The 25477-nt window shown below is 46.6% G+C and carries 22 protein-coding genes; 13 read left to right on the top strand and 9 right to left on the bottom strand.

Annotated elements, in window-relative coordinates; all coding sequences use genetic code 11:
* Positions 1-64 precede the first annotated feature (64 nt).
* On the top strand, positions 65-370 hold the full coding sequence (locus EK374_RS13940; RefSeq protein ID WP_127024789.1) for a hypothetical protein: 306 nt from the start codon (positions 65-67) through the stop codon (positions 368-370).
* Between the two features lie 223 nt (positions 371-593).
* Positions 594-1010, top strand: coding sequence for a DUF1801 domain-containing protein (locus EK374_RS13935; protein ID WP_127024786.1), 417 nt, complete (start codon positions 594-596; stop codon positions 1008-1010).
* A 69-nt stretch (positions 1011-1079) separates the two neighbouring features.
* Here the strand turns inward: EK374_RS13935 and EK374_RS13930 are convergent.
* Together EK374_RS13930 and EK374_RS13925 are read right to left on the bottom strand one after the other, a co-directional pair.
* Positions 1080-2230, bottom strand: a protein-coding gene (locus EK374_RS13930) for an IS3 family transposase (protein WP_127019331.1) whose coding sequence is annotated in 2 segments (ribosomal slippage) — positions 1080-1993 and positions 1993-2230 — 1152 coding nt in all. Because the reading frame shifts where the segments join, the coding sequence is not laid out codon by codon here.
* Between the two features lie 121 nt (positions 2231-2351).
* Positions 2352-3890: a S10 family peptidase gene (locus tag EK374_RS13925; protein ID WP_127024783.1), complete on the bottom strand. Its 1539-nt coding sequence runs from the start codon at positions 3888-3890 to the stop codon at positions 2352-2354.
* A gap of 318 nt (positions 3891-4208) precedes the next feature.
* On the opposite strand from EK374_RS13925, the gene EK374_RS13920 reads away from it, so the two are divergent.
* Together EK374_RS13920 and EK374_RS13915 are read left to right on the top strand one after the other, a co-directional pair.
* Positions 4209-5111 (top strand): AraC family transcriptional regulator, encoded by a 903-nt coding sequence (locus EK374_RS13920; protein ID WP_127024779.1) that lies wholly within the window; start codon positions 4209-4211, stop codon positions 5109-5111.
* A 142-nt stretch (positions 5112-5253) separates the two neighbouring features.
* Positions 5254-6894: a methyl-accepting chemotaxis protein gene (locus EK374_RS13915; RefSeq protein WP_127024776.1), complete on the top strand. Its 1641-nt coding sequence runs from the start codon at positions 5254-5256 to the stop codon at positions 6892-6894.
* On the opposite strand, the gene EK374_RS13910 is transcribed toward EK374_RS13915, so the two are convergent.
* The gene (locus EK374_RS13910; RefSeq protein WP_164731883.1) at positions 6883-7980 is read right to left on the bottom strand and encodes a dienelactone hydrolase family protein; all 1098 of its coding nucleotides are present in this window, start codon (positions 7978-7980) and stop codon (positions 6883-6885) included. The genes EK374_RS13915 and EK374_RS13910 overlap by 12 nt on opposite strands.
* A 262-nt stretch (positions 7981-8242) precedes the next feature.
* Between EK374_RS13910 and EK374_RS13905 the strand changes: the two genes are divergently transcribed.
* Positions 8243-10408 (top strand): prolyl oligopeptidase family serine peptidase, encoded by a 2166-nt coding sequence (locus EK374_RS13905; protein ID WP_127024770.1) that lies wholly within the window; start codon positions 8243-8245, stop codon positions 10406-10408.
* Between the two features lie 45 nt (positions 10409-10453).
* Here the strand turns inward: EK374_RS13905 and EK374_RS13900 are convergent, their stop codons facing one another.
* Both EK374_RS13900 and EK374_RS13895 read right to left on the bottom strand, forming a co-directional pair.
* Complete coding sequence (locus EK374_RS13900; RefSeq protein WP_127024767.1) at positions 10454-11167, bottom strand: hypothetical protein; 714 nt, start codon at positions 11165-11167, stop codon at positions 10454-10456.
* A 146-nt stretch (positions 11168-11313) separates the two neighbouring features.
* Positions 11314-12195 (bottom strand): LysR family transcriptional regulator ArgP, encoded by an 882-nt coding sequence (locus EK374_RS13895; protein WP_233280257.1) that lies wholly within the window; start codon positions 12193-12195, stop codon positions 11314-11316.
* A gap of 92 nt (positions 12196-12287) precedes the next feature.
* Between EK374_RS13895 and EK374_RS13890 the strand changes: the two genes are divergently transcribed.
* The 5 genes from EK374_RS13890 (at position 12288) to EK374_RS13870 (ending at position 19241) form a co-directional block, all read left to right on the top strand.
* Positions 12288-12884, top strand: coding sequence for a LysE/ArgO family amino acid transporter (locus EK374_RS13890; protein ID WP_127024764.1), 597 nt, complete (start codon positions 12288-12290; stop codon positions 12882-12884).
* Between the two features lie 108 nt (positions 12885-12992).
* On the top strand, positions 12993-14063 hold the full coding sequence (ltaE, locus tag EK374_RS13885; protein ID WP_127024761.1) for a low-specificity L-threonine aldolase: 1071 nt from the start codon (positions 12993-12995) through the stop codon (positions 14061-14063).
* A 165-nt stretch (positions 14064-14228) separates the two neighbouring features.
* On the top strand, positions 14229-14738 hold the full coding sequence (locus tag EK374_RS13880) for a hypothetical protein (protein WP_127024758.1): 510 nt from the start codon (positions 14229-14231) through the stop codon (positions 14736-14738).
* 147 nt (positions 14739-14885) lie between these two features.
* Positions 14886-18125: a S41 family peptidase gene (locus tag EK374_RS13875; protein WP_127024755.1), complete on the top strand. Its 3240-nt coding sequence runs from the start codon at positions 14886-14888 to the stop codon at positions 18123-18125.
* Positions 18126-18368: 243 nt separating this feature from the next.
* A complete protein-coding gene (locus tag EK374_RS13870; protein WP_127024752.1) occupies positions 18369-19241 on the top strand; it encodes a 3-keto-disaccharide hydrolase in 873 nt (290 codons plus the stop codon).
* Between the two features lie 65 nt (positions 19242-19306).
* Here EK374_RS13870 and EK374_RS13865 read toward each other — a convergent pair whose 3' ends face one another.
* Positions 19307-19735 (bottom strand): hypothetical protein, encoded by a 429-nt coding sequence (locus tag EK374_RS13865; protein ID WP_127024749.1) that lies wholly within the window; start codon positions 19733-19735, stop codon positions 19307-19309.
* A 258-nt stretch (positions 19736-19993) separates the two neighbouring features.
* Between EK374_RS13865 and EK374_RS13860 the strand changes: the two genes are divergently transcribed.
* Complete coding sequence (locus EK374_RS13860; protein WP_127024746.1) at positions 19994-20182, top strand: hypothetical protein; 189 nt, start codon at positions 19994-19996, stop codon at positions 20180-20182.
* Between the two features lie 44 nt (positions 20183-20226).
* Here EK374_RS13860 and EK374_RS13855 read toward each other — a convergent pair whose 3' ends face one another.
* The 3 genes from EK374_RS13855 to EK374_RS13845 all read right to left on the bottom strand — a co-directional run bounded on the left by EK374_RS13855 (position 20227) and on the right by EK374_RS13845 (position 22594).
* Positions 20227-21492 (bottom strand): MDR family MFS transporter, encoded by a 1266-nt coding sequence (locus tag EK374_RS13855; protein ID WP_127024743.1) that lies wholly within the window; start codon positions 21490-21492, stop codon positions 20227-20229.
* Between the two features lie 103 nt (positions 21493-21595).
* Positions 21596-22192 (bottom strand): FMN-binding negative transcriptional regulator, encoded by a 597-nt coding sequence (locus EK374_RS13850; RefSeq protein ID WP_127024740.1) that lies wholly within the window; start codon positions 22190-22192, stop codon positions 21596-21598.
* Between the two features lie 6 nt (positions 22193-22198).
* Complete coding sequence (locus EK374_RS13845; protein WP_127024737.1) at positions 22199-22594, bottom strand: GNAT family N-acetyltransferase; 396 nt, start codon at positions 22592-22594, stop codon at positions 22199-22201.
* Positions 22595-22729: 135 nt separating this feature from the next.
* Here EK374_RS13845 and pdxR point away from each other — a divergent pair, with 135 nt between their 5' ends.
* Complete coding sequence (gene pdxR / locus EK374_RS13840) at positions 22730-24133, top strand: MocR-like pyridoxine biosynthesis transcription factor PdxR (RefSeq protein WP_233280256.1); 1404 nt, start codon at positions 22730-22732, stop codon at positions 24131-24133.
* A 324-nt stretch (positions 24134-24457) separates the two neighbouring features.
* Positions 24458-25351, top strand: a complete 894-nt coding sequence (locus tag EK374_RS13835; protein ID WP_127024731.1) for a type 2 periplasmic-binding domain-containing protein — start codon at positions 24458-24460, stop codon at positions 25349-25351.
* Positions 25352-25477 lie beyond the last annotated feature (126 nt).

Genomic DNA, 25477 nt, shown 5'->3' with positions numbered 1-25477 from the left:
TTCATGACAGAATTTGCTATGGCTTGCCGCAAAGCACAAGGTTGTGGTGTGTAAAGGAGTTTTTATGTTTGGTCCTAAACTTAAACATAGAGTTTTTTCTTCTCTATTGTTTTGTCTGGCTGCTGCGGTTTTGGGAAATGTCATGTTAGAGATATATGAGCAAGGAACAGTGACATTCAAAACCCTTTCAGGTTTTGGTGCTGTGTTGTTTGTTTTATCTATTGCAATAATTCCTGAGTTTGCTTTTTTGAAACTAGCAGACGCATTCAAAGTAAGGCGTAAAAGCCGTAGGGAGAAGATCTCTGAAAGGTTTTTATATAGCGGCATGGTCATGGTATGTATCGGTTTTATGGGAAGGTTCTTGCTGTAATAAGCGGGTTGCGTCCCTCAAGCTTAGCCCTATGCGCTGGATGTACTATTTCAAGGAGTAGTCTTGAAGATATTCTCTTTTATTTCGTGAGTTGGGATTATGGGTTGTACTTCTGACTTGGATGACTATGCCTTTTTATTAGCCGCCGTGTTAAACCAGTGCAGCACAGGGTTATAGCTTCACTTACGGTCAACTACGGACTTTTTGTAAGGGCAAAGATTGCATGGACAAAAACAAAACTAAAGCCACTGATGCCAGTGTCGGTGACTACATTGCTTCCAGAGCCAAAGCGCAGCAAGGCGACGATTGTCAGGCGTTGATGGCGCTGCTTGAAAAGCTCACAGGGCAGGTTGGTACAATGTGGGGCCCAAGCATAGTGGGTTATGGCTCCTACCGATACACCTACGATACTGGCCGCACTGGCGAAGCGCCTTTAACCGGATTTGCCATTCGTGGTCGGGAACTGGTGCTTTACTTATCGGTGGATAGTGCGCAACAGCAAGCTTTGTTAGTCAGGCTGGGTAAACACAAAATGGGAAAATCTTGCCTGTACTTTAAGCAGCTTGCTGATTTGGATCGCTCAGTGTTGGAGGAGTTGCTGCTTGGTTCTGTTACAGAGATCAAGGGGCGTCACGCTTAGGGCGTTTGTGTTCTTTAGTGGGATGACGTAATGCTGTATCGCGGCGATAGCTGAATCGACCAGACTTTCTTAGACAGTTTGTTGCCTCATAAAGTACTGCTTTTCAAATACAGCAGGAGGCAGATCACCACTGTACCCATGTTTGCGTTTGATGTTATAGAACATTTCGATGTAATTAAAGATATCCGACTTCGCTTCTTCTCTGGTTACATACACTTTTCGCCTGACCCGCTCTCGCTTTAACAACTGGAAAAAGCTTTCTGCACACGCATTGTCATGGCAATTACCGCGACGACTCATACTGGCTTTGAGGTTGTGTTCTTTTAAAAAGCCTTGCCATTCGTAGCCAGTAAACTGGCTGCCTTGGTCGGAATGAACAAGGACTTCCTGCTTGGGTTTTCTGCGCCAGATCGCCATTAGTAACGCTTTGAGCACCACATCCGCATCCATTCTCGGCTGCATCGACCAACCAACAACCTGACGCGAGAACAAGTCCAGTACGACCGCCAGATACAGAAAGCCTTCATGGGTTTTGATGTAAGTTATATCGGTGACCCAAACCCGATTCGGTTCTGTGACATCAAACTCGCGTTGCAACACATTCTGCGCCACCACCGCAGGCTTGCCATGGTAGTGGCCTTTCCGTCTGCGGTATCCCACTTGCGCACTCAGCGTTTCCTGCTTCATCAGCCTGGCCACGCGGTTTTTACTGCATCGTTCGCCTAAATCTTTCAAATCGCTGGTGACTTTGCGATAGCCATAAACACAGCCACTTTCCAGCCACGAATGCTTAATTAACCCTAACAAGCGGTTGTCTTCCAAGGTCCGGCCAGAATGTGGCTGTTTTAACCATGCATACAACCCGCTGCGCTGAATATTCAGCACCTGACACATCAGTTGCACCGGATAGTGAGCCAGTCTGGATTTTATGAACGTGTACTTTTCTTTGACTCCACGGCAAAGTACACGGCGGCCTCCTTTAATATATCGCGTTCCATCGTCACCCGTTTCAGTTGTTTCTCTAACTCACGGATCTTGGCTTCCTGCTCAGAAACCTGTTGATAATGTTCGCTGTTGCTGCCGTATTTTTTAAGCCACAGGTAAAGACTGTTTGTAGAGATGTCTAAACGCTTCGCAACGCTCGCCACAGAATGGCCGCGCTCCGTAATTTGCTTGACTGCTTCAATCTTAAATTCTTCTGGAAACCGTTTTGTCGTCATTTGTCCCCCTTAACACACTGCATTGTAATGCTATTTTGTGTCTAGGAAACTCTGGTCGATTCAAGCTGCCTGCTGCCAGGTATTAAAAAAGGACCCGAAGGTCCTTTTTCACAACGTCAAATCAATACTTAGCCGCCTGATCCGGCTTAGGTAAAGTGGCTTTGATAAAGTCACGTAAGTCTTGGTTCGACTGGCGTAAGTCGTCGTAACGCAGGTACATCATATGACCGCTGCGGTAGCCTTTGAAGCTTAATCTGTCTTTCATTTTGCCACTTGGGTCCAACTGCCACATATTGTATTTGGCATCAAAATAGTTGGTGGCACCGTCGTAGTAACCCGATTGAGTCATCACATGCAGGTAGGGGTTTTGTGCCATGGCCTGACGCAGGTTTTCGCCTGTATTGTCATTGCTTCTGTCCCACGGATGCACATTACCGAACATATTGTATTTCACGTCGGTTTTGTAATTTAACTCGTTTTTCAGGTAGTGATTAATAGCTGGAGTAAATGAGTGCAGCCATGAGGTCAACTCGGCGTTGTAATCCGGCTCTGAGCCTGCATCTTTTTTGTCGATACCTAAATAACGTGAGTCTAAACGGCCCACAGTCTGGCCACGCTCACGCAGCAATTCTTTCCAGAAAAAGTCTGTATTAATATCCAGATTATTCTGCAGCACAGCTTTGACAGATAAACCTGAATACTTCGCCACTTGCTCGGCGATTTGTTGCTTTTCAGCTTGTGGTAAAGAGTTGCCTTTGGCCAAAGCCGGCAGGTAGGTATTGAGCGTGAAGGCTTCTACTTCCGGCAGATAGTCTGTTAAGTCTTTTTGCTGGAACTCACTGCTTAGCGCTTTGTGGTACCAGGCAGTGGCGGCAAAGTAGGGCAGGCGGTTGGCTGCATCAACAGGGCCGTCACGTTTAATACCAATCTCAGTTGGAGACACCAGCACTACGCCGTTTAAATACATCCACTGTTGGTTTTGCAGTGCTAAAGCTAAACCTGAAACCCGTGTTGTGCCGTAGCTTTCGCCGATCAGATACTTAGGCGATTCCCATCTGTTATAGCGACTGACAAAGGTATTCACCCACTCGGCCAGGTATTTGATATCGGCATTCACACCAAAAAACATTTTACCTTGTTCGTCGCGGCTTGGCATTTTGCCATCTTTACCAGGTAAAACGCGGGAATAGGCTGTGTTCACAGGGTTTACAAAGACGATGTCAGCCGTATCTAGCACTGAATACGGGTTTTGTTTTACGCCATAAGGTTGCAATGGGTAGCCTTCGCTATCTACATTCAGCGCTTTAGGACCTGTGTAAGCAATTTGCATCCAGACGGAAGCTGAACCAGGGCCGCCATTAAAGGAAATCAGCAAAGGGCGGCTTTTTCTGTCCTTCACATTCTGACGTTCGTAATAAGTATAAAAAATGGCAGCAGTTGGCTCGCCTTGTTCATTCCAGACGGGCTGAGTGCCAGTGTAGGCTTTATAGTTAAAGCTTTGATCCAGCACTGTCGTTTTGTGTTCTGTAACGACCACTGAGTCAGCGTCTATTTGCACTGTGGCATTTTTTTCGGTTTTGGTTTCTTCGGCCTGAACTGTGAGGTTTAAACTGGTTGCACTCAGACACAGGCTGAGCAACAGAAGTGGACTGATTTTCATAGATTTCCTGCTGGTACTTTTATTGTTTGTTGTTCTTTGGGTGGTCATTCAGTTTACTGTGTAACTCACTAGCAGCAAAATGACCACCAGACTTGAGACTAATTACTAAGATTCAGGTTAAAAGGGCCTATCCCTGACTCTGGCCCATCTATCGAATACAGCTTAGTAACCTTTTGATTCGGCTTCGAACTAAGGCTAGGCGGCCTTTGTCTGTTGCTCCGCACTTCTTGCCTAAAAGTCCAGATGAGCGGTCTGGCAGATGCAGGCCTTGTGCTTTGCTTTTATACTGGGTTTAAATATTTTTTTGGGAGTCAGGGAATGAGCATTTCAATAGAGCAGCAACTTGATCAGCTAAAAACACAGCTTATACCCCACATGCCTGTTTATGGTGGCATAGAAACTCCGATCCCGAATTTGTTTTTGTATCGTACTGAAGTCACCACAGAAGTCACCCCTGTTGTGTATGAGCCTTCTTTATGCCTGATGCTGCAAGGAGAAAAGGAGGTTTATCTGAATAATGACCAGATAGTGTATGACCCTTTAAGTTATTTGCTGGTGCCTGTGACAGTGCCTGTCAGTGGTAAAGTCACAAAGGCCAGCAGCGATAAACCTTATCTTGCGCTTCGTATGACGATCGATTTAAAAGAGCTGGCCGATTTGGTGATAGATATAGGTGGCCGGGTTGAACGGAGTAAGTCGCAGGTCAAGGCGATGAGCGTAGGGCGGGTAGATGAACCTTTATTATCGGCAATGGGCCGTTTGGTGCAGTTGCTGGATAAACCTGCCGATATAGCTGTGCTGTATCCTTTATTGAAGCGAGAAATTTTATACCGCTTATTGTTGGGGGATTTAGGCAGCCAGTTGCGTGATTTTATGCTGCTGGACAGTCAGGGTCATCGTATTAGTAAAGTGATTGAATTGCTGCGGAAAAAGTACAATGAGCCGTTGCGTATTAAAGATCTCGCCGATGAAGTGCATTTAAGCGAGTCGGCTTTATTTCAGGCCTTTAAGGCGGTAACGGCAATGTCACCTTTGCAGTATCAGAAGAAATTACGTTTGAATGAAGCGCGCCGCATTATGTTGCATGAAGGTATAGAAGCGGCTACCGCCAGTTATAAAGTTGGCTACGAAAGCCCGTCGCAGTTTAGTCGTGAATACAGCCGTTTATTTGGTGCACCACCTAAAGCCGATATTGAACGAGTGCGCTTACAGGGCAGTTGAGTCAATTTTGTGAATTTTTGTTATTCAGATCAATATAACGCAACACCGCTGTGCCATAATCGCCACCACAAAAAGCTGACGTCAGCTTTATGACTGCACTTATGCTGCAGTCTTATCCTTTTGCATCAGGTGTTGAACATCCATGTTTAAATCTACCACTATAAGTCTGCGTTTGATTCTGGCTTTTGCTGTTCCATTGCTGTTATTAGTCATTTTGGGCAGCCAGAGTTACTTTTCAGTTCGGGCTATGCATCAGCATATTGATACCTTATATGACGATCGAATAGTGCCTTTAACCGAACTAAAATTGATTGCCGATGCTTATGCGGTGAACGTGATAGATGCAGTGAATAAAGCCAATGCCGGGGTTTTTACCGCTGAACAGGCAGTACAGGAGCTGGAAAAAGCCCAGCAAATTATTAAAGAGCAGTGGACTGTTTATCAGTCACACGCGATGCAAGCCGAAGAGCTGCAACTGATCAGTCAAACCCAGCAATTGTTCAGTGCTGCTGATCAGCAAATTATTGCGGCTATTGAACTGATTTCGTCGAAACAAGGTTCTGTAGTGCGACAACTGGATAGTATGGACGGGCCTTTGTACCAAAGCATAGATCCTATCAGTAACCAGATTTCAGCCTTAATTCAGTACCAGTTGGATCAGTCTGCGGTCATTGATCAGCAAGCCACTGCTTTGTATGACGCAGAGGTTTGGGGTATTTGGATTATTACTTTGCTGGCATTTGCCGGTAGTGCTGTGGCTGGTTATATAGTGAGCCAACGCATTTTACGCCAGTTAGGCGCTGAACCTGTGCATGTTGTGCAACTGGTGAAAGACATTGCGGCAGGGCGTTTGGACTTGAGTATTCAGTTGCAAAAAGCCGATGAACAGAGTTTATTGTTTTCATTAAAACAAATGGTTGAACAGCTGATTAGTGTGTTAACGCAAGTGCGTCTGGCTGGCGATTTAGTCAATCAGAACTCAGTGGCGCTGGAGCAAAACAGTCATCAGGCCTCAGCTCAGCTAACACAGCAAAAAAATGAAGTAATGTCGGTCAGTGCTGCAATGAACGAAATGACCACTACAGTGGCTTCGGTTGCTCACAATGCCCGTCAGGCTTCGTTAAAGGCGGAATTTGCCAGCCAGGAAAGTGTCAGCAGCGGTAAGGTGATGAGTCAGGCGCTGGCTGCTATGCAGCAGTTGCAGCAAAATATTCATCATTCAACCCAGGCTGTACAAAGCCTGTCGGCAGAAAGTGAGCAAATTAGTCAGGTGATTGAGGTGATCCGCGGCGTTGCTGATCAAACCAATTTATTGGCATTAAATGCGGCCATTGAAGCGGCCAGAGCAGGTGAGCAAGGCCGCGGTTTTGCTGTAGTGGCTGATGAAGTTCGCACCCTGGCCAGCCGCACTCAGCAATCGACTCAGGCTATTCAGAAAATTATCGGCACTTTGTTAACTGGGGTGGACGTGTCGTTGCAGTCGATGGAAAAAAGCCGCGATGAAGTGCAACAGGTGGTGGTATTAGTCAATCAGTCCAGCGACAGGTTGCAGCAAATTAACCAAAGCGCGCATTTGGTCTGGGACATGAGTTCAGAAATAGCCAGTGCCGCAGAGCAGCAAAGTGTGGTGGCTGAAGATATTAATAAAAACGTCAGTTTTATTCACCAGGGGGCAGAGCAAAGTTCTGCGGCTGCGGCCACTGTATTGGCATCCGCAGGGCAGCTGCAGCAGTTGTCCGTTCAGCTGAAGCAACAAATTGCCTACTTCCGTTTACCGTCCTGAACGCCATTGCTCTAACCAGTTCCAGACTTGTTGTTGCTGTTGCTGGTTAAATTCGTGGCGGGCTTCACTCCAGAGTTCAGTGCGTAGCGCGGATCCGGCGCCAAAAGCCTGCCAGACTTTTTTCAGTTGTTGTTGACCTTGGATAACTCCTTGCACCGGCATTAATGGGTCTTGTCCGCCATTGATTAAATACAAAGCTTTGGGTGCCATTAAACTGACCTGATCCGGTATATCCAACTGACGGGCCAAGCCTGGATGCAGCATGTAAAAGGACGACTGACCTTTGGTTAAATTAGCACCAGGTTGTAACAGCTGTTGATAGGTGTTAAACCAGCAAATTGCGGCGGCGGCTTGAATATGCTCAGACAGTGCAGCCACTTGCCAGGCGCGGTAAGCGCCCATCGAAAACCCTATGGCGGCAATTTTGCCTTTGGGCACATCAGGCCGTTCTGCTAAAAACTTCGCTAACTGCATATCTTCGTAAGCCGACAAGCCGGAGAGCGAATGGCCTGTTGCTATAAGATTAGCCGCCAGTTGTTGTTGCTGTTCGTATTGAATGGGCCCACGTTCACCAAAACCTAAAGTATCAGCGGCCAGCACCAGATAACCCAAAGCAGCCAGTTCATCACCAATAAAACGGCCACTGTAGTGTTTGTCCACCCAGTTTTTGGCCGCTTTTTTCAAGGTGGAACCGGCAAAAGGCCGGATCATTTTTTCTTTACCAATGACAAAATAAGCACCGTGATCGTGCAGCAATAATACTGCTGCTTTGATCGGCTGATTTTTTGGTACCAGCATTATGGCGTTGCTCTGACTGATGCTGCTGAGTGGAACTTGCCACAGTTCTGCTTTGTAGTTGCCCCTGTCTTCTTGTTGCAGCAGGAATGGAGCAGCCAGATCCGTTGCATCCGGAGCGAGCAGGGCGTCCAGATAGGACTGCTGTTGCTGCTGGTGCCATTGCGCAGGAGTGCTTTTTTCCTGCCAGCTCCCTGAATAGAAAGGCGCAGGGGCCAGGGGTAAAGTGACATCGGCACGGGCAAACCAACTGATACTACAAAGCCACAACACAGCACTGAATCTGAACATGAGGACAAGCTCCAAAGTCTTTGCCTGAGCATAAAGCATGGCCAACATTTAAGTTGAAGTTCTGTCTTAAAATTCCATAAAGCGAACTTTACAGGTAAATAAACTCCTGTTGTGTTCCGTTCGTCGTAAAGGATGCTTTGGGCCAACAGTTTTGTTATGCTCGGCAACGACTTTATTCACACACTACCCAAAGTAATTGAACCATGGTTAACAATGCTGTGGCTTCAATGAAGAAGGGAACAACATCCGGGGAACAGGATCGATGAAATACGCATTAAGCGCAGTGGCTTTGGCTTTATTAACAGCCTGTGGTCAACCAAGTGATACCAGTAAAAGACAAGAAACCGTTATGACAGAATCTCAGGCCGCTCACCCTTTTACTTACCCTGTCACTGCTAAAGGTGACGTGGTTGATAGCTATTTTGACAGCAAAGTAGCGGATCCATACCGCTGGCTGGAAGATGACCGTAGTGTCGAAACCGGCAACTGGGTGAAAGAACAAAACAAAGTTACTTTTTCTTATCTGGATCAGATTGGTTACCGCGACCAAATCAAGCAACGTTTAGAAGCGCTGTGGAATTATGAAAAAGTAGGTGCGCCTTTTATTGAAGGTGAATACACCTATTTCTTTAAAAACGATGGCTTACAAAACCAGTCCGTGTTGTACCGCAAAAAAGGCGAAGGCGAAGCTGAAATCTTTTTAGACCCAAATACCTTCAGTACTGATGCTACAACCTCTCTAGCTGATGTATCTTTTTCAGATGACGGTAAAACTCTGGCCTACTCTATCTCTGAAGGTGGTAGTGACTGGCGCAAAATTATTATCATCGATGTTGAGACGAAAAAACCAATTGAAGAAACATTGGTAGATGTTAAGTTCAGCGGTGTGTCGTGGAAAGGCAACGAAGGTTTCTACTACTCCAGCTATGACAAGCCTGAAGGCAGTGAGCTTTCTGCGAAAACCGATCAGCACAAGCTGTATTACCATAAATTAGGCACGGCACAAAAAGACGACCCAGTGGTGTTTGGTGGTGTTGATGCGGAGAAACACCGTTATGTCGGTGGTGGTGTCACAGATGACGGTAAATACCTGATTGTCTCTGCCGCAAATGCAACCTCTGGCAACAAAGTCTTCCTGAAAGATTTAACTAAAGCCGACAGTGCTTTTATCACCTTATACGCTGAAGGTAATGCCGATTTTGAGTTTGTCGACAGCCGTGACAACGCCTTGTATTTTGTCACCAACTTAAATGCACCTAATAAAAAGCTGATCAAAATTGATGCAACGGCGCCTGCTGCTGATCAATGGACTGATGTGATCCCGGAAACGGCAAACGTGCTGGATGTGAACAAAGGTGCAGGTTTCTTATTCGCCAACTACATGGTGGATGCGATTTCCCAGATCAAGCAATACGATTACGAAGGCAAGCTGGTGCGTGACGTATCTCTGCCGGGTTTAGGTACTGTGTCTGGTTTTGGTGGCAAAACCAAAGACAGCACCTTGTACTTCAGCTTCACTAACTACAATACGGCACCTAGTACTTTTGCTTTTGAGCCAAAATCTGGCGAAACCAGTACGTACTATAAAGCTGCTGTGAAGTTTAACAGCGACGACTACCAGTCTGAACAGGTGTTTTATACCTCTAAAGACGGTACTAAAGTGCCGATGATCATCACCCACAAAAAAGGCATCAAACTGGATGGGTCTAACCCAACCATGTTGTACGGCTATGGTGGCTTTAACGTCAGCCTGACTCCATCATTCAGTGTGGCTAACCTGGTGTGGATGGAAATGGGCGGCGTGTATGCTGTGCCTAACCTGCGTGGTGGTGGCGAATACGGTAAAGCCTGGCACGACGCCGGTATCCAGCTGAAAAAACAAAACGTGTTTGATGATTTTATTGCCGCAGGCGAATACCTGATTGCACAGAAATACACTTCAAGCGACAAACTGGCTATTCGTGGTGGTTCTAACGGCGGTTTGTTAGTGGGCGCTGTGATGACCCAAAGACCTGATCTGATGAAAGTGGCCATTCCGCAAGTGGGTGTTTTGGATATGCTGCGTTACCATACGTTCACAGCAGGTGCTGGTTGGGCGTACGACTATGGTACATCTGAGCAAAGCAAAGAGATGTACGACTACATCAAAGGCTACTCGCCAGTGCATAACGTCAATGAAGGCGTGGCTTATCCGGCAACTCTGGTGACCACTGGCGATCACGATGACCGCGTAGTACCAGCGCATTCCTTTAAGTTTGCAGCTGAACTACAGGCTAAAGCAAGCGGCCCTAACCCACAGATGATCCGTATTGAAACCAATGCAGGTCACGGTGCAGGTGTGCCTGTATCCAAGCAAATTGAATTAGCTGCGGATATTTTTGGTTTCACCTTGTTTAATATGGGTGTCAAAGAGTTACCTAAGCAGTAATAACCAAAAGCCAGCTCAGTTTTGTATTTAAGCCTGAGCTGGCTCTTATTTGGTCGTGGTATTTTTGTCCTCTGTTTTTATATCAGCCGATGCTCTTTTCCGCCTCGTTTTTTCTAGCTCCGCTTTTATTAAAGGTGCCAACTCTGCGTTGGATTTATGCAGCACATGGTACAGCGCTAACTGCGGTGTTTTGATCAGCAGACTGTTGGTTTGAGGCAGCTGACCGGTTTTTAGCCTGTGGCCTTCCAGCCAGAAAAAACGGTCTATCTTTCCTTCATTATATAAATCAATGAGTTGTGACCAATCGCGCACAGTATAGACCTGTGCTTTGTAGTTAAGCTGTAACATTCGGAAAACCTGGTTCTGCGCCGGAATAAAGAGTAGGTTTTCCGGATCTTCTAAATCTGCTTCAGTACAACTCAGGCCTGGTCTGCACTGTAAGGTCAGTTCGAGTTGATCAAATTGATACACCAGCAGCATAGATGGCAACACAGAGGTCAGTTGTCCTAATCTGGCAACATCGCCGTCTACAGCCCCTGATTCAAATTGCCGGATAAATCTATCGCTTGGCATATTTACAAAACGTACCTTATAGCCGAGTTTGCGATAAGCATCTGAGATCCGGGGTTTGAGGTGCAGTTCTATGATTGGATGGCTGACATAGCTGAACACTAATGGCTTTAATCTGGCTGTTTCCTTTGCGTCAGAGAAAAAACAGCAAAACAGCAAACAGTGAACGAAATAAAAAACCATTTTCATAGGTCATCAGCTCTGTAGGCACTGCAGAGGCGCAGAGGGAGATTTTTGTCGCTTTAGTAAAGACTAGTGTGGCACCCCATTCAACCGCTTTGAGCTTTATGCGGAGAAAAATTTTAGGCTTGTGTTTTGTTTCAGCCTAAAAAAAATCAACCAGTTGCCTGATATAAGCTGCGTCTGGCTACCTGCAATACATTCTGCCGTAATTGATACAGCAGTGGGCTTTCGCTTTGCCAATAGTGCCAATACAACTCTGTGTCGAGAAAATAACCCGGCGTTAAATCCACCAGTTCACCGCTTTCCAGCTGCGACTGCATTTGTAGTTCTGGCAATAAACCAAAACCTAATCCGGCCAAGGTCGCTTTTAAAAAACCTTCAGACGATGGGCACAAATGAAAACGTTGAGGTACAGCTTGCGCTACATGCTGCAGATATTGGTGTTGCAACTGATCGTCCTGATTAAACACCAGACAAGGCGCCTGACGGATCCTTTGTTTAAACTGCTGATTTAATTGATAACGCTGAATAAAAGCCGGACTTGCCACAGCTCGGTATCGCAGTGCGCCTAATGCCATCACTGCACCACCATTGACCGGCTGAGGACTGGCACAAATACAGGCCATGACATCGCCTTGTTTCATCCGTTTTAAACCAACGGACTGATCTTCTACCACCATATCAAAACGCACAGCCTGCTGTGCTGGCAACACTAAAGCTTCTGGTAACCAGGTGGCTAATGAGTCGGCATTGGTGGCCAGCCGGACCAACAAATCCTGAGGATCGTCCGACAAGCCCAATGCAGTCTCCATCTGTCGCACTTGCTGTAAATGGTTTAACAAAAGCTGTCCCGCTGCAGTGGGTACTGGCGGGGTGCTGCGCATTAACACTGGTTGTCCCAGCCTTGATTCCAGTTGCTTAATGCGACGACTGACAGCGGATTGAGTTAAATGCAGCGTCGCAGCGGCTTTTTCAAAGCCACCTTGTTCAGTCACAGCGGCAAGGGCCTGCAATAAACGGTAATCCATCATCATTTTTTTTCATGATATATAAAATATATTCGTTGGATTCATAATAAGCCTAGTGGTTATGCTTATACCAGTAGTTTTTGCTGGAGACGGAACTGATGCTGTCGTTTTTTACTGGTTTTACCGTGGGTTTGAGTTTAATAGTAGCGATAGGTGCGCAGAATATCTGGGTGTTAAGTCAGAGTATGGCTGGCGCCAACAGGTTGGTGATAGCTGCGGTCTGTATTTTGTGTGATGCGGCATTAATAGTGACAGGAGTCTACAGTGTGCAGCTGATTCAACAGTGGTTGCCGCCACTGGTACCGGTCCTGACCTGGGCCGGTGTTGCCATGCTGTCATGGTTGGCTTTTGGTGCTGCTCAACGAGCCTGGCAAGGACAGGGTGCTTTACTGGCAAACAGTAGGGTGCAGGTGCATAGCTGGCAAAAAACGGCACTGACAGCTTTGGCTATTACCTTATTAAACCCTCATGTCTATCTGGATACAGTAGTGCTGATTGGCAGTGTTGGCTCAGCACAGTCAGAGCCTTTCTGCTTTACGTTAGGGGCATGTCTGGCGTCTTTGTGTTGGTTTAGTGCCCTAACAGGCCTGGCACCCAAACTGAAAGTCTGGCTTAGTTCGCCTTTACGCTGGCGGTTATTTGATGCTTTGGTGGCTTTGGTGTTGACGGGCATAGCCCTAAAGCTGGCGGTGTAAAGCGATAGCTGGTTGATAAAATCTGCCGTATTGCTCTTGCCTGATCGGCCGTGATCAGGTCTGATAGAACCTTGTTTTTAGCAAAGCACAGATGTCAGGAAGGCACAGATGGCCGATTTTCGCAGTGACACAGTCACCCAACCTACAGAGGCTATGAAAGCCGCTATGCTGGCCGCACCTTTGGGTGATGATGTATTTCAGGACGATCCAACGGTCAATGAGTTACAGCGTTATGCTGCTGAACTGTTAGGTTTTGAAGCTGCATTATTTGCGCCCAGCGGCACCCAAACCAACTTAATAGCACTGATGGCGCATTGTCAGCGGGGTGACGAAGCCATTGTAGGGCAACAATGGCATACCTATCGCTGGGAAGCTGGTGGTATGGCGGTGTTGGGTTCTATTCAGCCGCAACCTATTGAACACCAGCCAGACGGTACTCTGGCGCTTGAGCACATTCGTGCTGCGGTAAAACCGGACGATCCACATTTTGCCCGTACAAAATTGATTGTGATTGAAAACACCACTGGCGGTAAGGTGTTGCCTTTGTCATATATGAATTCAGTGGCAGCTTTGGCCAAAGAGCTGGGGTTAAACTGCCATATAGATGGAGCCCGGCTGATGAATGCTGCTGTGGCTTTGGCTACAACTGATGGTTCAGATCCAATTCAAAAAGCCAGGCAGCTTTGTGCAGGTTTTGATTCCGTATCTTTGTGTTTATCCAAAGGCTTAGGTGCTCCGGTAGGCTCTTTGCTGCTGGGGAGTTTTGCGTTTATTCAGCAGGCAAGACGGCTGCGTAAAATGTTGGGTGGCGGTATGCGCCAGGCTGGAGTGCTGGCAGCAGCAGGTTTATATGCGCTGCAACATCATATAGAACGCCTGGCAGAGGATCATCAGCATGCACAGCAACTGGCTGAAGGTTTGCAGCGGATAGCCGCTGAACATCCGCGACTTAAAGGCAAGCTGGAGCTGGTGTCAGTGCATACCAATATTTTATTTACTGATATTGCCCTTGAGGTCGCAGAGCCTTTATTGGCTCATTTAGCTGCCCATGGTATCCGACTGACCAGCAGTAATTACAACAAGGCTGATCAGCACTACAAGCGGGTACGTTGGGTGACGCATCTGGACATATGCTCCATAGATATTCAGCAAGCGCTCGATACTGTCAGAGGTTTTTAAAGAAGAAAAAATGCGCTGAAGAAGGCGCTTTTTTTTATATCAAAAATACCTCAATAAGGTAAAAGCATAATAAAAATATCACAAATATATAAAGGTGTTGTTATTTTGCGCTTCTATAGTGTGTTGGCCCAATATCGGGCACAATCACAGCTATGGAGAACTGAAATGGAACAACAATCTTTAGTCTGGTCTTTACCTCCACAAAACCTGAGTGCTTGTCATGCCACTATTCAAGGCCTGAAGGATTATCAAAGCCGTTTTTGGGCAATAGGTTTAAATGGTGACACCCTGCAACCTGATGGATTTCTGAAGTTTTTTGAAGACCGCAGCCTGCCTTTTGCGTATTTTGTGCGTAGCCAGGGCGTTTCTGCAGGAAATGAGTCTGCTTATGATGCGAACATCAATACTTTACAGAGCTATATTAATCAGCAAGTCACAGCTGAAACTAATCTGGTGAATGCTATTGTGACTCAGCTTAAAGACTATCAGTCTCGTAACTGGGCTATAGGTTTAAATGGTGATACGCTGCAACCTGATGGTTTTGTTGCATTTTTTGGCCAGCGCCAATTGCCATTTGACTATTATGTGCGCAGTCAGGGCCTGTCTTTAGGTGAACCTACGGCGTATAACAACAACATTCAAACCTTGCAGAAATACTTACAGGCAGTGAAGTAATTCAAGGGGGCTACTAATGCCCCCTTTCTCTTTAGTGTTCCGGAATGTTGGCATGGGATTAACTGTCTGATTTCTGAGGTGGTACCCTCTGCTTTTTTTATGTTGAAGCTGATATGGTAAAAACAAATAAAAACATCCGGGGCTACCATGAAACTCACTTTAATCGCTTGTCTGACGGCCGCTGTTTTTACCAGCGCTTATACAAATGCTGCTTATTACCGCTCTCCTGCTGTGCAACAAAACCAACTGGTGTTTACCGCCGAGGGGGATTTATGGCTCAGTTCAATAAATGGCAGTGAAGCGAAACGCCTAACAACTCATCCTGCTGAAGAAACTCAGGCCTTGTTTACACCAGACGGTAAAGCGGTAGTTTATGTTGCGGCTTATGACGACACAGCGGATGTCTATTATTTAGCCTTAGCCGGTGGGGCTCCAAAGCGTCTGACGGCGCTTAATGCCAAAGTAAAACTACAAGGCTGGAGTCTGGATGGCAAGTTGCTGTACAGCACAGATGCGATGACAGGGCCGGTAAATAGTTGGGTGCTGAAACTACTGGATCTGGAAACTCAACAGACTGAAACTCTGCCGCTTTTAGATGCTGTCGAAGCAGCTCTGGACCCACAGAATGGCTATGTATATTTTATCCGCTATGGTTTGCAACTGACCGGAGATAATGCCCGCCAGTATCAGGGCGGGGCCAAAGGCCAGTTGTGGCGCTGGAAACTGGGGTCGCAACTGGAAGCAGAGCGGTTACTAACCGATCATCAGGGCTCTTTACGCAACCCAATGATGTGGGAAGGGAAACTGGTGTTGGTTAGTGATGCGGGTGGCAATGCAAATTTGTGGTCTTACGATCCGGTCTCAACACAATTAAAAGAGCTGACTACCCACCAGGATTTTCCAGTACGTTCAGCCCGCATTGATCAGGGTAAAGTGACTTATCAGTTGGGTGCTGATATCAAACTGTTAGATTTAAACTCGGGCCAAAACGATAGTCTCGCCCCGGCTTTAATTACAGACTCCCCGCAGCAACGTCAGCGTGTATTGGCAGAACCTATGAAGTATTTAACTGCGGGCTCAGTTGGCTTTGCCAAAGAAAAGCTGGTGCTTACGCTTCGCAGCAAGGTGCTGGTATTATCCCGCGCCCCCCAACGAATTGTGGAATTAGCTGTGCCTGAAACTGCTCGTGCCCGCAGTGCAGTGGTCAGTCAGGATGGCAAATGGGTGTATTTAATTTCCGACCAGTCTGGTGAGCCTGAAATTTGGCAATACGCTGCTGATGGTTCAGATAAAGGCAAGCAACTGACCAAAGATGGCCGTGGGTTTCGTTGGAATTTAGCCTTATCCCCCGATGGTCGTTATCTGGCTCATGATGATAAACAAGGTCAGCTGTGGCTACTTGATGTAAAGAGTGGCAGCAATCAGTTGCTGTATAAAAGTGGTTCTGGTTTAAGCCCATACAGTGACCTGAGCTGGAATAAAACCAGCAGTTTGCTGGCTTTTACCACTGAAAAAGATGGCGTGGGCCGGCAGCAAATTGGCCTGTATTCAGTCAAAGAACAACAAGCCAAATTGCTCACTACAGATAAATACAACTCGTTCAGTCCGGCATTTCATCCGGATGGTGATTGGTTGTATTTTTTGTCACAACGTGAATTAAAACCAACCCCGGGCGGCCCATGGGGGGATCGCAACATGGGACCCGCTTTTGATAAAAGAGCGCAGGTGTTTGCATATGCATTAACCAGTGCCGCACAGTTTCCATTTGCCGCTGAAACTGAATTAACGGCAGGGCTAGACAACCAGGCGAAGCCTGTCTTATTCAAAGACTTGCCTGGCCAGTTATGGCAAGTGCCTGTTGCGGCCGGAAACTATCAGAAATTGCAGGCCGGTTCTGATTACCTCTATCTGCAGGAATTTGAATACAGTGGTCATGCGGCGGCAGCGCGTGCTTTAAAAATTGAACCAGATAACAAAAAACTGTTGAGTTTTGCAGGTAAGGTACGGACCTTAGAAACCAGTACAGACGGTAAGTCGTTGTTTCTGCACTATGAAACCGAACCTGGTCAGCACAGGTTTTTCTTAGGTTCTGCAACAGCTAAAGCTCCGGAAGGGGAAGACTCTGAGCCTTGGGCTATTGATAAAATAAGCCTGACAGTAACGCCCAGAGCAGAATGGCAACAAATGTTCCATGACGCCTGGCTGATGCACCGTGAGTTTTTGTTTGATCCGGCCATGCGTGGAGTGGACTGGGGCAGCACCAAAAGACGATATCAGCCTTTACTCGACAGAGTCACAGACAGATTTGAGCTGGATGATTTGCTGGCACAGTTGATTGGTGAGTTGTCTGTATTGCACTCGCAAGTACGGGGCGGTGATTATGCCAAAGCCAGTGAAAGCAGCAAAGCAGCCAGTCTTGGGGGCGAATTTATCAGCCGCGATGGCAAACTGGTGTTGCAAACCATTTACCAGACCGACCCGGATTTACCTTCTATTGCCAGTCCGCTTAATAGCCCCGGTGTAGAGCTGAAATCGGGAGATACCTTGTTGGCCGTTAATGGCAAGGCTGTGGCTTCAGCGCTGGATTTGCATCAGGTGTTACAGCAGCAACAAGGTCAGCAAGTGTTGTTGCAGTTAGAGCGGGATGGCAAAGCATTTAAAAAAGTGGTGGTGCCAGTCAGCCCACAACAAGAACAGATGTTGCGTTATCAGCATTGGGTGCAACAGAAAAAACATCAGGTGGAGCAGCAGGGTAAACAGCAACTGGGTTATCTGCATTTATACGCCATGACAGCCAATGATATCAGTAACTTTGCCCGCGAGTTTTATGCCAATGTAGATAAACCAGGTTTGATTATTGATGTGCGCCGAAACAGAGGAGGCAATATCGACAGTTGGGTCATTGAAAAACTGTTACGTCGGGTCTGGTCCTTCTGGCAACCCACTCAGGGCAAAGCCTATGGCAATATGCAACAAAGCTTCCGTGGCCAACTGGTGGTACTGACTGATCCGCTGACCTATTCTGATGGCGAAACTTTTGCCGCAGGGGTAAAAAGCTTAGGCTTAGGGCCAGTGATAGGACAGCAAACTGCAGGTGCCGGTGTTTGGTTATCTGGTCGTAATTTGTTAGCTGATATGGGCGTGGCTCGTGTCGCCGAAACCGCGCAGTTTGATAAAGAAGGACGCTGGATCATCGAAGGCCGTGGTGTTAGCCCTGATGTACTGGTCGATAATCTACCCTACGCCAGTTTTAGTGGTCAGGATGCACAGTTATCTTATGCCATCAGTCTGCTACAAAAACAGTTACAGGAAAAAGCAGTGCCACAACTGAAAGCTGAACCTTTAAAACCAGGGATGGCCAAAGACGCTCAAAAGCTGAACTGGTAATATACTCGTCGTACTTGAAGCTGCAGCTTTGTTGACTGCATGCTCTCGCCCCAGTCACATAGTGTACCTATGTGACTGGGGCCTCCCTGCAATTCCAAGTTACTTGGGTATACACTCAAAATGGGGGGAGAGCAGGTTACGAAAAAACGTAATATGCTTTACTTCTACACTTCAATGTAAGCGCTTTACATTTAATGATTAAACTGGTATCCAATTGAAATCACTCATTATTGGATAAAAGCAATGACACTTAAACTCCTGTGTTTTTCTATCGCCTTTTGTAGTTATTCAGCATTGGCAGCGGACTGGCAGCCTTTGCTGGATAAAAATCTGAGCCAGTGGGACACCTATTTAAGTTATAAACATAAAGAGTCTTACGATGGTTCTGTGCCAAAAGACGAACAGGGTAAGCCGATAGCGCCTATAGGTTTTAATACCGGCAACGACAGATACAAAGTCTTTACTATACAGCAAGAAAACAACGAACCTGTACTTAGGGTCAGCGGTGAAATTTATGGCGCAGTCACCAGTAAAAACTCCTACAAAAACTACCATTTAAAACTGCAATTTCGCTGGGGTGATAAAAAGTGGCCACCTCGGCTGAATAAACTGAAAGACAGCGGTATTTTGTATCACGCCATTGGTGAGCATGGGCAGGAGTATTTCCGCTCCTGGATGATGTCGCAGGAATTCCAGATCATGGAAGGTCATAACGGTGACTACTGGCAACAAGCTGGTTCAGCCATTGATATTCGTGCTTTTATGCCTGAGTCTATTATGAATGCTGTCGCTGATGAGAGTCAGCCATTTCTCAAGGTCGGCAAAGGCGAAGAGTTGCAGGGCTTTGTGCTGCGTAAAGAAAATCATGAAAAACCAGCAGGGCAGTGGAATACAGTGGAGCTGATTAGCTTTGAAGGCCAGAGCCTGCATATAGTCAACGGTCATGTAGTGATGGTGCTGAGAAATTCCCGTTATGTGACGCCGGAAGGCAAAACCGAACCTTTAGTCGAAGGTAAAATTCAGCTGCAAAGTGAAGCCGCTGAAGTGTTTTACAAAGATGTGAAAATTAAACCGTTACAGCAGATGCCTGCGCAATACACAAGTTTGTTTTTATAGCATGATGAAGAAAGGCTGCCATCGGCAGCCTTTCTTCATTTGAACTCTGTTGGTCGAACCATCAATCAGAATTTATAACCGACGTTAAATACTGCCACAGTTTTGCTGTCGCCATTCCTGCGGCCTCCATCGTAATCTGCAGTGCCTAAACCACCACCTAAAGTCCAGCCACGGCCACTAAAACCGCTAAAGTGGTAATCATAAGTGGCAAGTATTAAATCTTCACTGTCGAACACATCGGATCCAGAAGCATACTGAGCACCAAATACGTGCTGGCTGTTGGCTGATGGGGCGATGTGAAAACCTACAGCAGCTCCACCTACACCTGCACCCACATAAAGAGCCATATTGTCTTCACGATACATAAACTTAGCGCCTAAGTCGCCGTACTGAGAGCCAAAACCTGCGGCCGGGACAAATACACCAGCCTGAGCAAAGCCTGTTGCCATTGTGGTTGCAAATACGAACGTGGCCAAAGCTAATTTAATTTTCATTATTGTGATCCTTCTTGTAAATCAAGCAGACGTCCAGTGACGATAAGGCGGCAGTCTACCTTTGTTAACTGAACGGCAGCTTACTGTTGTTTAACTGTGCTCTGAGCGGGGATTGGGGGGGGTATTTTGTGGTTAAAAAACAGTTAGCCAGTTCAGCTAGCGCTCATCTTTAGCGGGTTAAACTTCAAATTCGCCTGCTGTTGGGAAGCCCGAATCTTACCCGGCAGTGTCAACCAAAAGAAGACAGGAGTGCATCTTATGAGTGCAATCAAACAACAGCAAAGTGCGCAACCCTTTGGATACAGCGCAAGTAATGGAAAGGACGATTTAACCCAGCAAGAACGCAGAGCGCTAAGCTTGATCTGGCGTGACGATGATTGCGAAGCTGTGAAAGCAAAACGCTTTGACCCGACCATAGAGCATTGTGCAGAACTGGGTTACAACTGATTTTAAAATGGCACCTGTTCGTGATCAGGCAAAGCGGGGGGTAACTATGAACCCGCAACTGTCCCTTGTTTTGCCTGTTCTTTCCATTCCTGCTCAAGCTGAATAAAGTCAGGTCGTTTTAGTTTGCCGCTGCACTGATAGCTGATAAAGACCGCCAGGCATAAGCTAAAACTTATGGCGAAAAGTGCAGGGCCTCCCCACAAGTCCAGTATCACGCCGCCTAATACTGGGGATAACGAATAGCCTATGGCGTACAAACTGGCGGCGCCAAAGTAGCTGCCACGTAACGAAGCCGGTGCCAACTGATCCAAATGCACATTCATATTGGCAAATAAAATAGCTTCGCCAAGACTTAATACAACTACAGCTGCTATCCAGCCCCAAAACCACGCGGGTGGATTGAGCGCGAAACCAAGTTGTGATGCCGCCAGTAACAACAACCCCGCGTAAATACGTGATACCACAGGCCAACTGGCCATTAGCCGTAATAACGGAAACTGAAATAGCACTATGACGCTGGAATTCAGAATAATCATGGCTGAGATCAGTGCTACCAGCTCCGGTACTTCCGCCCGGGTCAGGTATTGGATCAGACTGGAGTCACAGTGCGCATAGATAAAAGTCACTAAAATATTGGCCACAATCACCAGTAAAAACAGCTGGTCTTTTTTTAATAAAAATAAGGTTTGGCCAAAGCGCATCGGATTGTGACTTTGCGAACTTTGTTTCGGTTTACGGCGAAAAAACAGCACGGCCACACCTAATAGAAAATACGAGAAGGCTGTAATAAAAAACGTCAGAGGATTACCCGTCAGACCTGCAGAAAGACCCAACAGGGGCCCAATAGCTGCGCCTGCATTCACCATAAAGTAAAGGCCTTGCAACGCCAGTTCACGATCTTTGGGGTCGGGTAATGAATCGCCCAGCCATGCTTTACTGGGCGCATCCCATAACGCCCGTGGCAAAGTGGATAAGAAAATACAACAAATAAAGCCTTCTTTGCTTTGGGCTAAAGCGAAGCAGCTAAATGTAAAAGTGCCTAGTGCGGCTGCGGCCAGCAATAATGGATAACGACCAAAGCGGTCAGATAAATAACCTGCATAAAAGCCAAGCACCACAGCAAGCATAGCTGCACTGGTAAGCCAGAGGCCTATTTCGGTCGCACTGAGCTTAAACTTTTGATAGAGCAATACAGAGATAAATGGCCAGACCATAAAATAGCTGCCGCGAACAAAAAAATTGCCCAGCAACAATACCCAGGCGGGGCCGGGTAAATTTTTTATACGGGACCAACTGACCAGATCGGACATGATTACAACTCCCAAAGCCCGTAGCTATCCTATATGAAAAACTCAAACTAAGCGTCTGAGTTTTCTGGATAAATTAGCTTGTTTTCGGAAACTCAAGGTTGCTTTAACTGCTTTGATACAGCCCCAGTTGTTGCATTAATTGCCAGACGCTTTTGGATTGCTCTGTCGATTGCAAATAATCCCCAACTTTCTGGCGTTGTGCTGCTGATTTATTCTGCGACAGTTTCATTTTGCCAAGCCAGCTACTGATGTCTATCCGCACCCCACAGATGCCATTGACCAGTTTTTGCTGATAGTCAGCAGATTGCTGCATATCAGGTGCAGAAAAGCGTTCCTGCCTGCGTGCTAAAGCCAGAGTTTGCTCAGTGTTCAGCGTATAGGCTGTGCCTTTGAGTTCAACCAGGCTGTAGTTCCAGGTTGAAACAGCCTGCGCATCACCATAACAGTCGCCTGCGACAAAAGCATGAGGCCCCATAATGACAATTTGCACCTGCTGTTCATTAAGCTGCTTTAATTGCGGATTATTGCGTGCCATATGGCAGTGCGCAGTCAGTTGGCCTTCATGCCAGTCAAACAAAAAAGGCAAAGGAGTGTAAAACAAATCCGGACTGTTGCTGAGCAGTAAACCAAAATAATGCTGCTGCAAAAAAGCACGGATCTGATCAATATCCTGATTTTGAAAGTGTGTTGGTAAATACATAGTTGCTTAACGTTCTCTTTTCAGCACAAAAGCATTGTGGCATAACTGATAACCTACTTTGGGGTAGTAACCCATCGCACTTTCAGCACTGTGTAACAACTGCTGGACTTCAGGGCCCGTAACTTGCTGCACCTGATGCAACAGCTCTTTGCCAATGCCTTGTTGTTGCAGATGTTTATCCACCAGCAAATCGCAAATATACACCACCCAGGCTTTATCCGTCATGCAGCGCGCCAGGCCCACCAGCTTGCCGTTTTGCCGTGCCGTTACCAATAAATTGGCGCTGGCAAGCAGGGTTGCCATCCGGCTTTTATTTTCTATGGGCCTGTTAATACCAGAGGCTTTATACAACGCCAGCATTTCTTCTAAATCAAAACCGGATTCCACTTGATAACTTAGCATATAGACTCCTCTGTGCTTGTGTCTGCTGCAGTTTTATCGCTAAACTGGTTCTGTAGAAAGTGCCAGTTTTATTAAAATGAGAGATCCAGTTTGCGAATTGAGCTTGGAAGTTTTTTTCTGTCCGGTCAAGGGACTTTGCAGCAGCAGTTGTATCAGGCGCTGCGTGAAAAACTATTAACTTCTCAATGGCCTGCTGATGCGTTATTGCCTTCCAGCAGACAGTTGGCTGCGGATTTGGGGCTGAGCCGTAACACCATTAATCAGGTATTGCAGCAGTTGGTGGCTGAAGGTTATCTGCTGGGGCAACAGGGACGGGGTTATCAGATTATATCCACAGCTCCTGATCATTTTTTCCAGGCCAGCACCGAACCACCTTTAGGCGAAGTGCAAACAGAACTGACACTATTTGATTACGGTGTAACCGCCAAAACCGGGCCTGCCTCGGGCTTATTGCAGCCAGGAGTGCCAGATTTATCTGCCTTTCCATTCGCGTTATGGCAAAAATTGACTCAGCGCCATAGCAGCAGAGCAGCTTTGGCTGGAATGGCTGATGCTCTGGGGTATTTACCACTGCGTTTGGCACTGAAAGACTATTTACGTCAGTCCCGTCAGGTGGTCTGTAACGAGGACTGTATTCTGATCACCCCAGGCGCTCAGGCCGCTTTATTTATAGCGGCAAAGCTGGCCAGTAAAGCTGGCGACAAGGTGGCTATGGAATCTCCGGGTTATCCACGTCTACGTCAGGCCTTGCAGCTGGCAGAAGCAGAGATCCATTATATTCATGCCAGCTCAGAGCATGGATTAGCGATTTCAGATCTCCACCAACTGAATGGCTGCAAAGCTTTGTTTGTGACTCCCGCTCATCAGTATCCTATGGGAGGCATTATGCCGCTGTCAGAGCGTCGGCATTTATTGGATTGGGCACGGCAGCAGCACTGTGTTCTGGTGGAGGACGATTACGACAGCGAGTTTCAGTTCAAACACAGGCCCTTCGCCAGTTTGCAAGGTTTAGCACAAGGCCAGGGAGTGCTTTACGTTGGATCTTTTAGTAAAACGCTGTTTCCTGCATTACGTTTAGGCTATCTGGTGTTGCCGAAACCCTGGATGCCCAAAGCTGCAGCTTTGTTGCAGGCTGTGTATGGAGATGTGGCTTTATTGCCTCAGGCAGTAACAGCCGATTTTATGTTGGAGGGCCATTTTGGCCGGCATTTACGTAAAATGCGGCAGTTATACCAGCATAAACAACAGTATTGCCTGCAGCTTATTGCAGAGTACTTGCCAGAGGTGAAGTTGCATGCCCGTTATGCAGGTTTGCACATCAGCATCGAGTTTCCCTACAGCGTTGCCGATCAGCACCTGACTGCCGAATTGTTAAAACAAGGCTATAGAGTGCAGCCGTTAAGCCGTTATGTATTTTCCGGTCCAACGCGTACTGGTTTTGTGATAGGTTTAGCCAATACAACTGAATCGCAGCTTCATGCGGGTGTACAGTTAATTGCGCGCTTATTGCCGCTGTTTGATAAAGGCAGTGAAGCATAAAAAGTTGCTCATTTTGCAAATAGGAATTATTATCATCTAAGTTGAATTTAATAACCTTTGTTAACACCTGATGATTAAATCTAAACCGCAAAAAACGCTATTAAAAACTATTAAAACTGCCCGGCAATGGCTTGGACTCCTTGTTGTGCTGGCGGGGGCTGTGTTGTTACTGCTTGAAAGTACTAAAGTGATCCCCGCCTGAAATCTTTGAAATCCCAACCCTATGTATTGGCATTGCGTAATAGTGATAAAAACGCTAAGTTTGATTGTAGGTATTTATTGATGGACGTTGATCTCAGGGATGGTTCCGCTGAGGACTGTCTGATGCGTTTGTTACTGCTGTTTTTTAGTTTGTTTAGTCTGGCGTGTTTCGTCGGGGCTAGCGCCAGTACTGCAATTCATGTGGCCACGCCACAATCTAAGCTGGAAGCCAGCACTTCGTATTACTTTGATTTACTCCGTTTGGTGTTGCAAAAGACGTCCGCTGATTATGGCCAGGCCCATTTGGTATTTGAACCAATGCCTGCTTCTGGCTCCTTGTGGAAACTGATGCTGAAAAAAAACCGTATCGACGTACACTGGCTAACGCCAACAGCTGAAATAGAGCACAAATTACAGCGTATTCCGGTCGTTATTTTATATGGAGGTTTAGGTTTAAGAGGTCTGATAATCAAAAGCAGCCTGCTACAGGAGTTTCAGCATGTAAAAACTGTAGACGACTTACGCCGCTTTACCGCTTGTCAGGGAGAACATTGGCCTGACGTACAGGTATTGCAATATGCTGGACTTAAAGTTCATACAGCGCAAAAGTTTGATTCGATACTGGATATGCTGCACAAAGGTCGCTGTGACTATTTCCCTCGCAGCATCATTGAAGGCGACGCTGAACTTGCCAGCCAGCCGCAGAATTATCAAGGGTTGATTTTTTTTACATCAGTGCTGCTGTATTACCCTCTGCCTGTACATTTTTATGTAGACCCAGAGAATAAAACACTAGCCAGACGACTGGAACAAGGCTTGACGGCAATGCATGACTCAGGAGAGTTGCTCCGGTTTATGCAGGAACATCCGGTCACCCGACATGTATTTGAACCTCAACGTTACAGTCAGTCTTTAGTGCTAAAACTACATAATCCTGTGTTGCCAGCCTCGCATCAGCAAGACCAATCTAATGTTTGGCTGGAACTGCTGCAGCTGAAACAAAAACCTTCAAGATGAACCCCCTGGTAGAAAAGATCTGACTATACTTAGCTTTTTGTAGGTAATTATTTGATTAAGCAAGAATAAATCTTTGTTTTGGCTCAAAGGTGCAGTGGAAAAGGCAAAGGATCATCACCAAAAGGG

Origin of the sequence: Rheinheimera mangrovi (genome assembly GCF_003990335.1) — a bacterium.
Lineage (GTDB): Bacteria > Pseudomonadota > Gammaproteobacteria > Enterobacterales > Alteromonadaceae > Pararheinheimera > Pararheinheimera mangrovi.
This window is presented reverse-complemented; position numbering and strand designations above follow the sequence as displayed.

What these genes read in the sequence shown, in the direction of transcription:
- EK374_RS13875 (WP_127024755.1), top strand. Translation starts at nt 14,886, where the DNA reads ATGAAACTCACTTTAATCGCTTGTCTGACGGCCGCTGTTTTTACCAGC.
- EK374_RS13835 (WP_127024731.1), top strand. Translation starts at nt 24,458, where the DNA reads ATGCGTTTGTTACTGCTGTTTTTTAGTTTGTTTAGTCTGGCGTGTTTC.
- EK374_RS13895 (WP_233280257.1), bottom strand. Translation starts at nt 12,195, where the DNA reads ATGATGATGGATTACCGTTTATTGCAGGCCCTTGCCGCTGTGACTGAA.
- EK374_RS13870 (WP_127024752.1), top strand. Translation starts at nt 18,369, where the DNA reads ATGACACTTAAACTCCTGTGTTTTTCTATCGCCTTTTGTAGTTATTCA.
- EK374_RS13850 (WP_127024740.1), bottom strand. Translation starts at nt 22,192, where the DNA reads ATGTATTTACCAACACACTTTCAAAATCAGGATATTGATCAGATCCGT.
- EK374_RS13925 (WP_127024783.1), bottom strand. Translation starts at nt 3,890, where the DNA reads ATGAAAATCAGTCCACTTCTGTTGCTCAGCCTGTGTCTGAGTGCAACC.
- EK374_RS13845 (WP_127024737.1), bottom strand. Translation starts at nt 22,594, where the DNA reads ATGCTAAGTTATCAAGTGGAATCCGGTTTTGATTTAGAAGAAATGCTG.
- EK374_RS13880 (WP_127024758.1), top strand. Translation starts at nt 14,229, where the DNA reads ATGGAACAACAATCTTTAGTCTGGTCTTTACCTCCACAAAACCTGAGT.
- EK374_RS13855 (WP_127024743.1), bottom strand. Translation starts at nt 21,492, where the DNA reads ATGTCCGATCTGGTCAGTTGGTCCCGTATAAAAAATTTACCCGGCCCC.
- EK374_RS13915 (WP_127024776.1), top strand. Translation starts at nt 5,254, where the DNA reads ATGTTTAAATCTACCACTATAAGTCTGCGTTTGATTCTGGCTTTTGCT.
- EK374_RS13890 (WP_127024764.1), top strand. Translation starts at nt 12,288, where the DNA reads ATGCTGTCGTTTTTTACTGGTTTTACCGTGGGTTTGAGTTTAATAGTA.
- EK374_RS13940 (WP_127024789.1), top strand. Translation starts at nt 65, where the DNA reads ATGTTTGGTCCTAAACTTAAACATAGAGTTTTTTCTTCTCTATTGTTT.
- ltaE (WP_127024761.1), top strand. Translation starts at nt 12,993, where the DNA reads ATGGCCGATTTTCGCAGTGACACAGTCACCCAACCTACAGAGGCTATG.
- EK374_RS13860 (WP_127024746.1), top strand. Translation starts at nt 19,994, where the DNA reads ATGAGTGCAATCAAACAACAGCAAAGTGCGCAACCCTTTGGATACAGC.
- EK374_RS13935 (WP_127024786.1), top strand. Translation starts at nt 594, where the DNA reads ATGGACAAAAACAAAACTAAAGCCACTGATGCCAGTGTCGGTGACTAC.
- EK374_RS13900 (WP_127024767.1), bottom strand. Translation starts at nt 11,167, where the DNA reads ATGAAAATGGTTTTTTATTTCGTTCACTGTTTGCTGTTTTGCTGTTTT.
- EK374_RS13910 (WP_164731883.1), bottom strand. Translation starts at nt 7,980, where the DNA reads ATGTTCAGATTCAGTGCTGTGTTGTGGCTTTGTAGTATCAGTTGGTTT.
- EK374_RS13905 (WP_127024770.1), top strand. Translation starts at nt 8,243, where the DNA reads ATGAAATACGCATTAAGCGCAGTGGCTTTGGCTTTATTAACAGCCTGT.
- EK374_RS13920 (WP_127024779.1), top strand. Translation starts at nt 4,209, where the DNA reads ATGAGCATTTCAATAGAGCAGCAACTTGATCAGCTAAAAACACAGCTT.
- EK374_RS13865 (WP_127024749.1), bottom strand. Translation starts at nt 19,735, where the DNA reads ATGAAAATTAAATTAGCTTTGGCCACGTTCGTATTTGCAACCACAATG.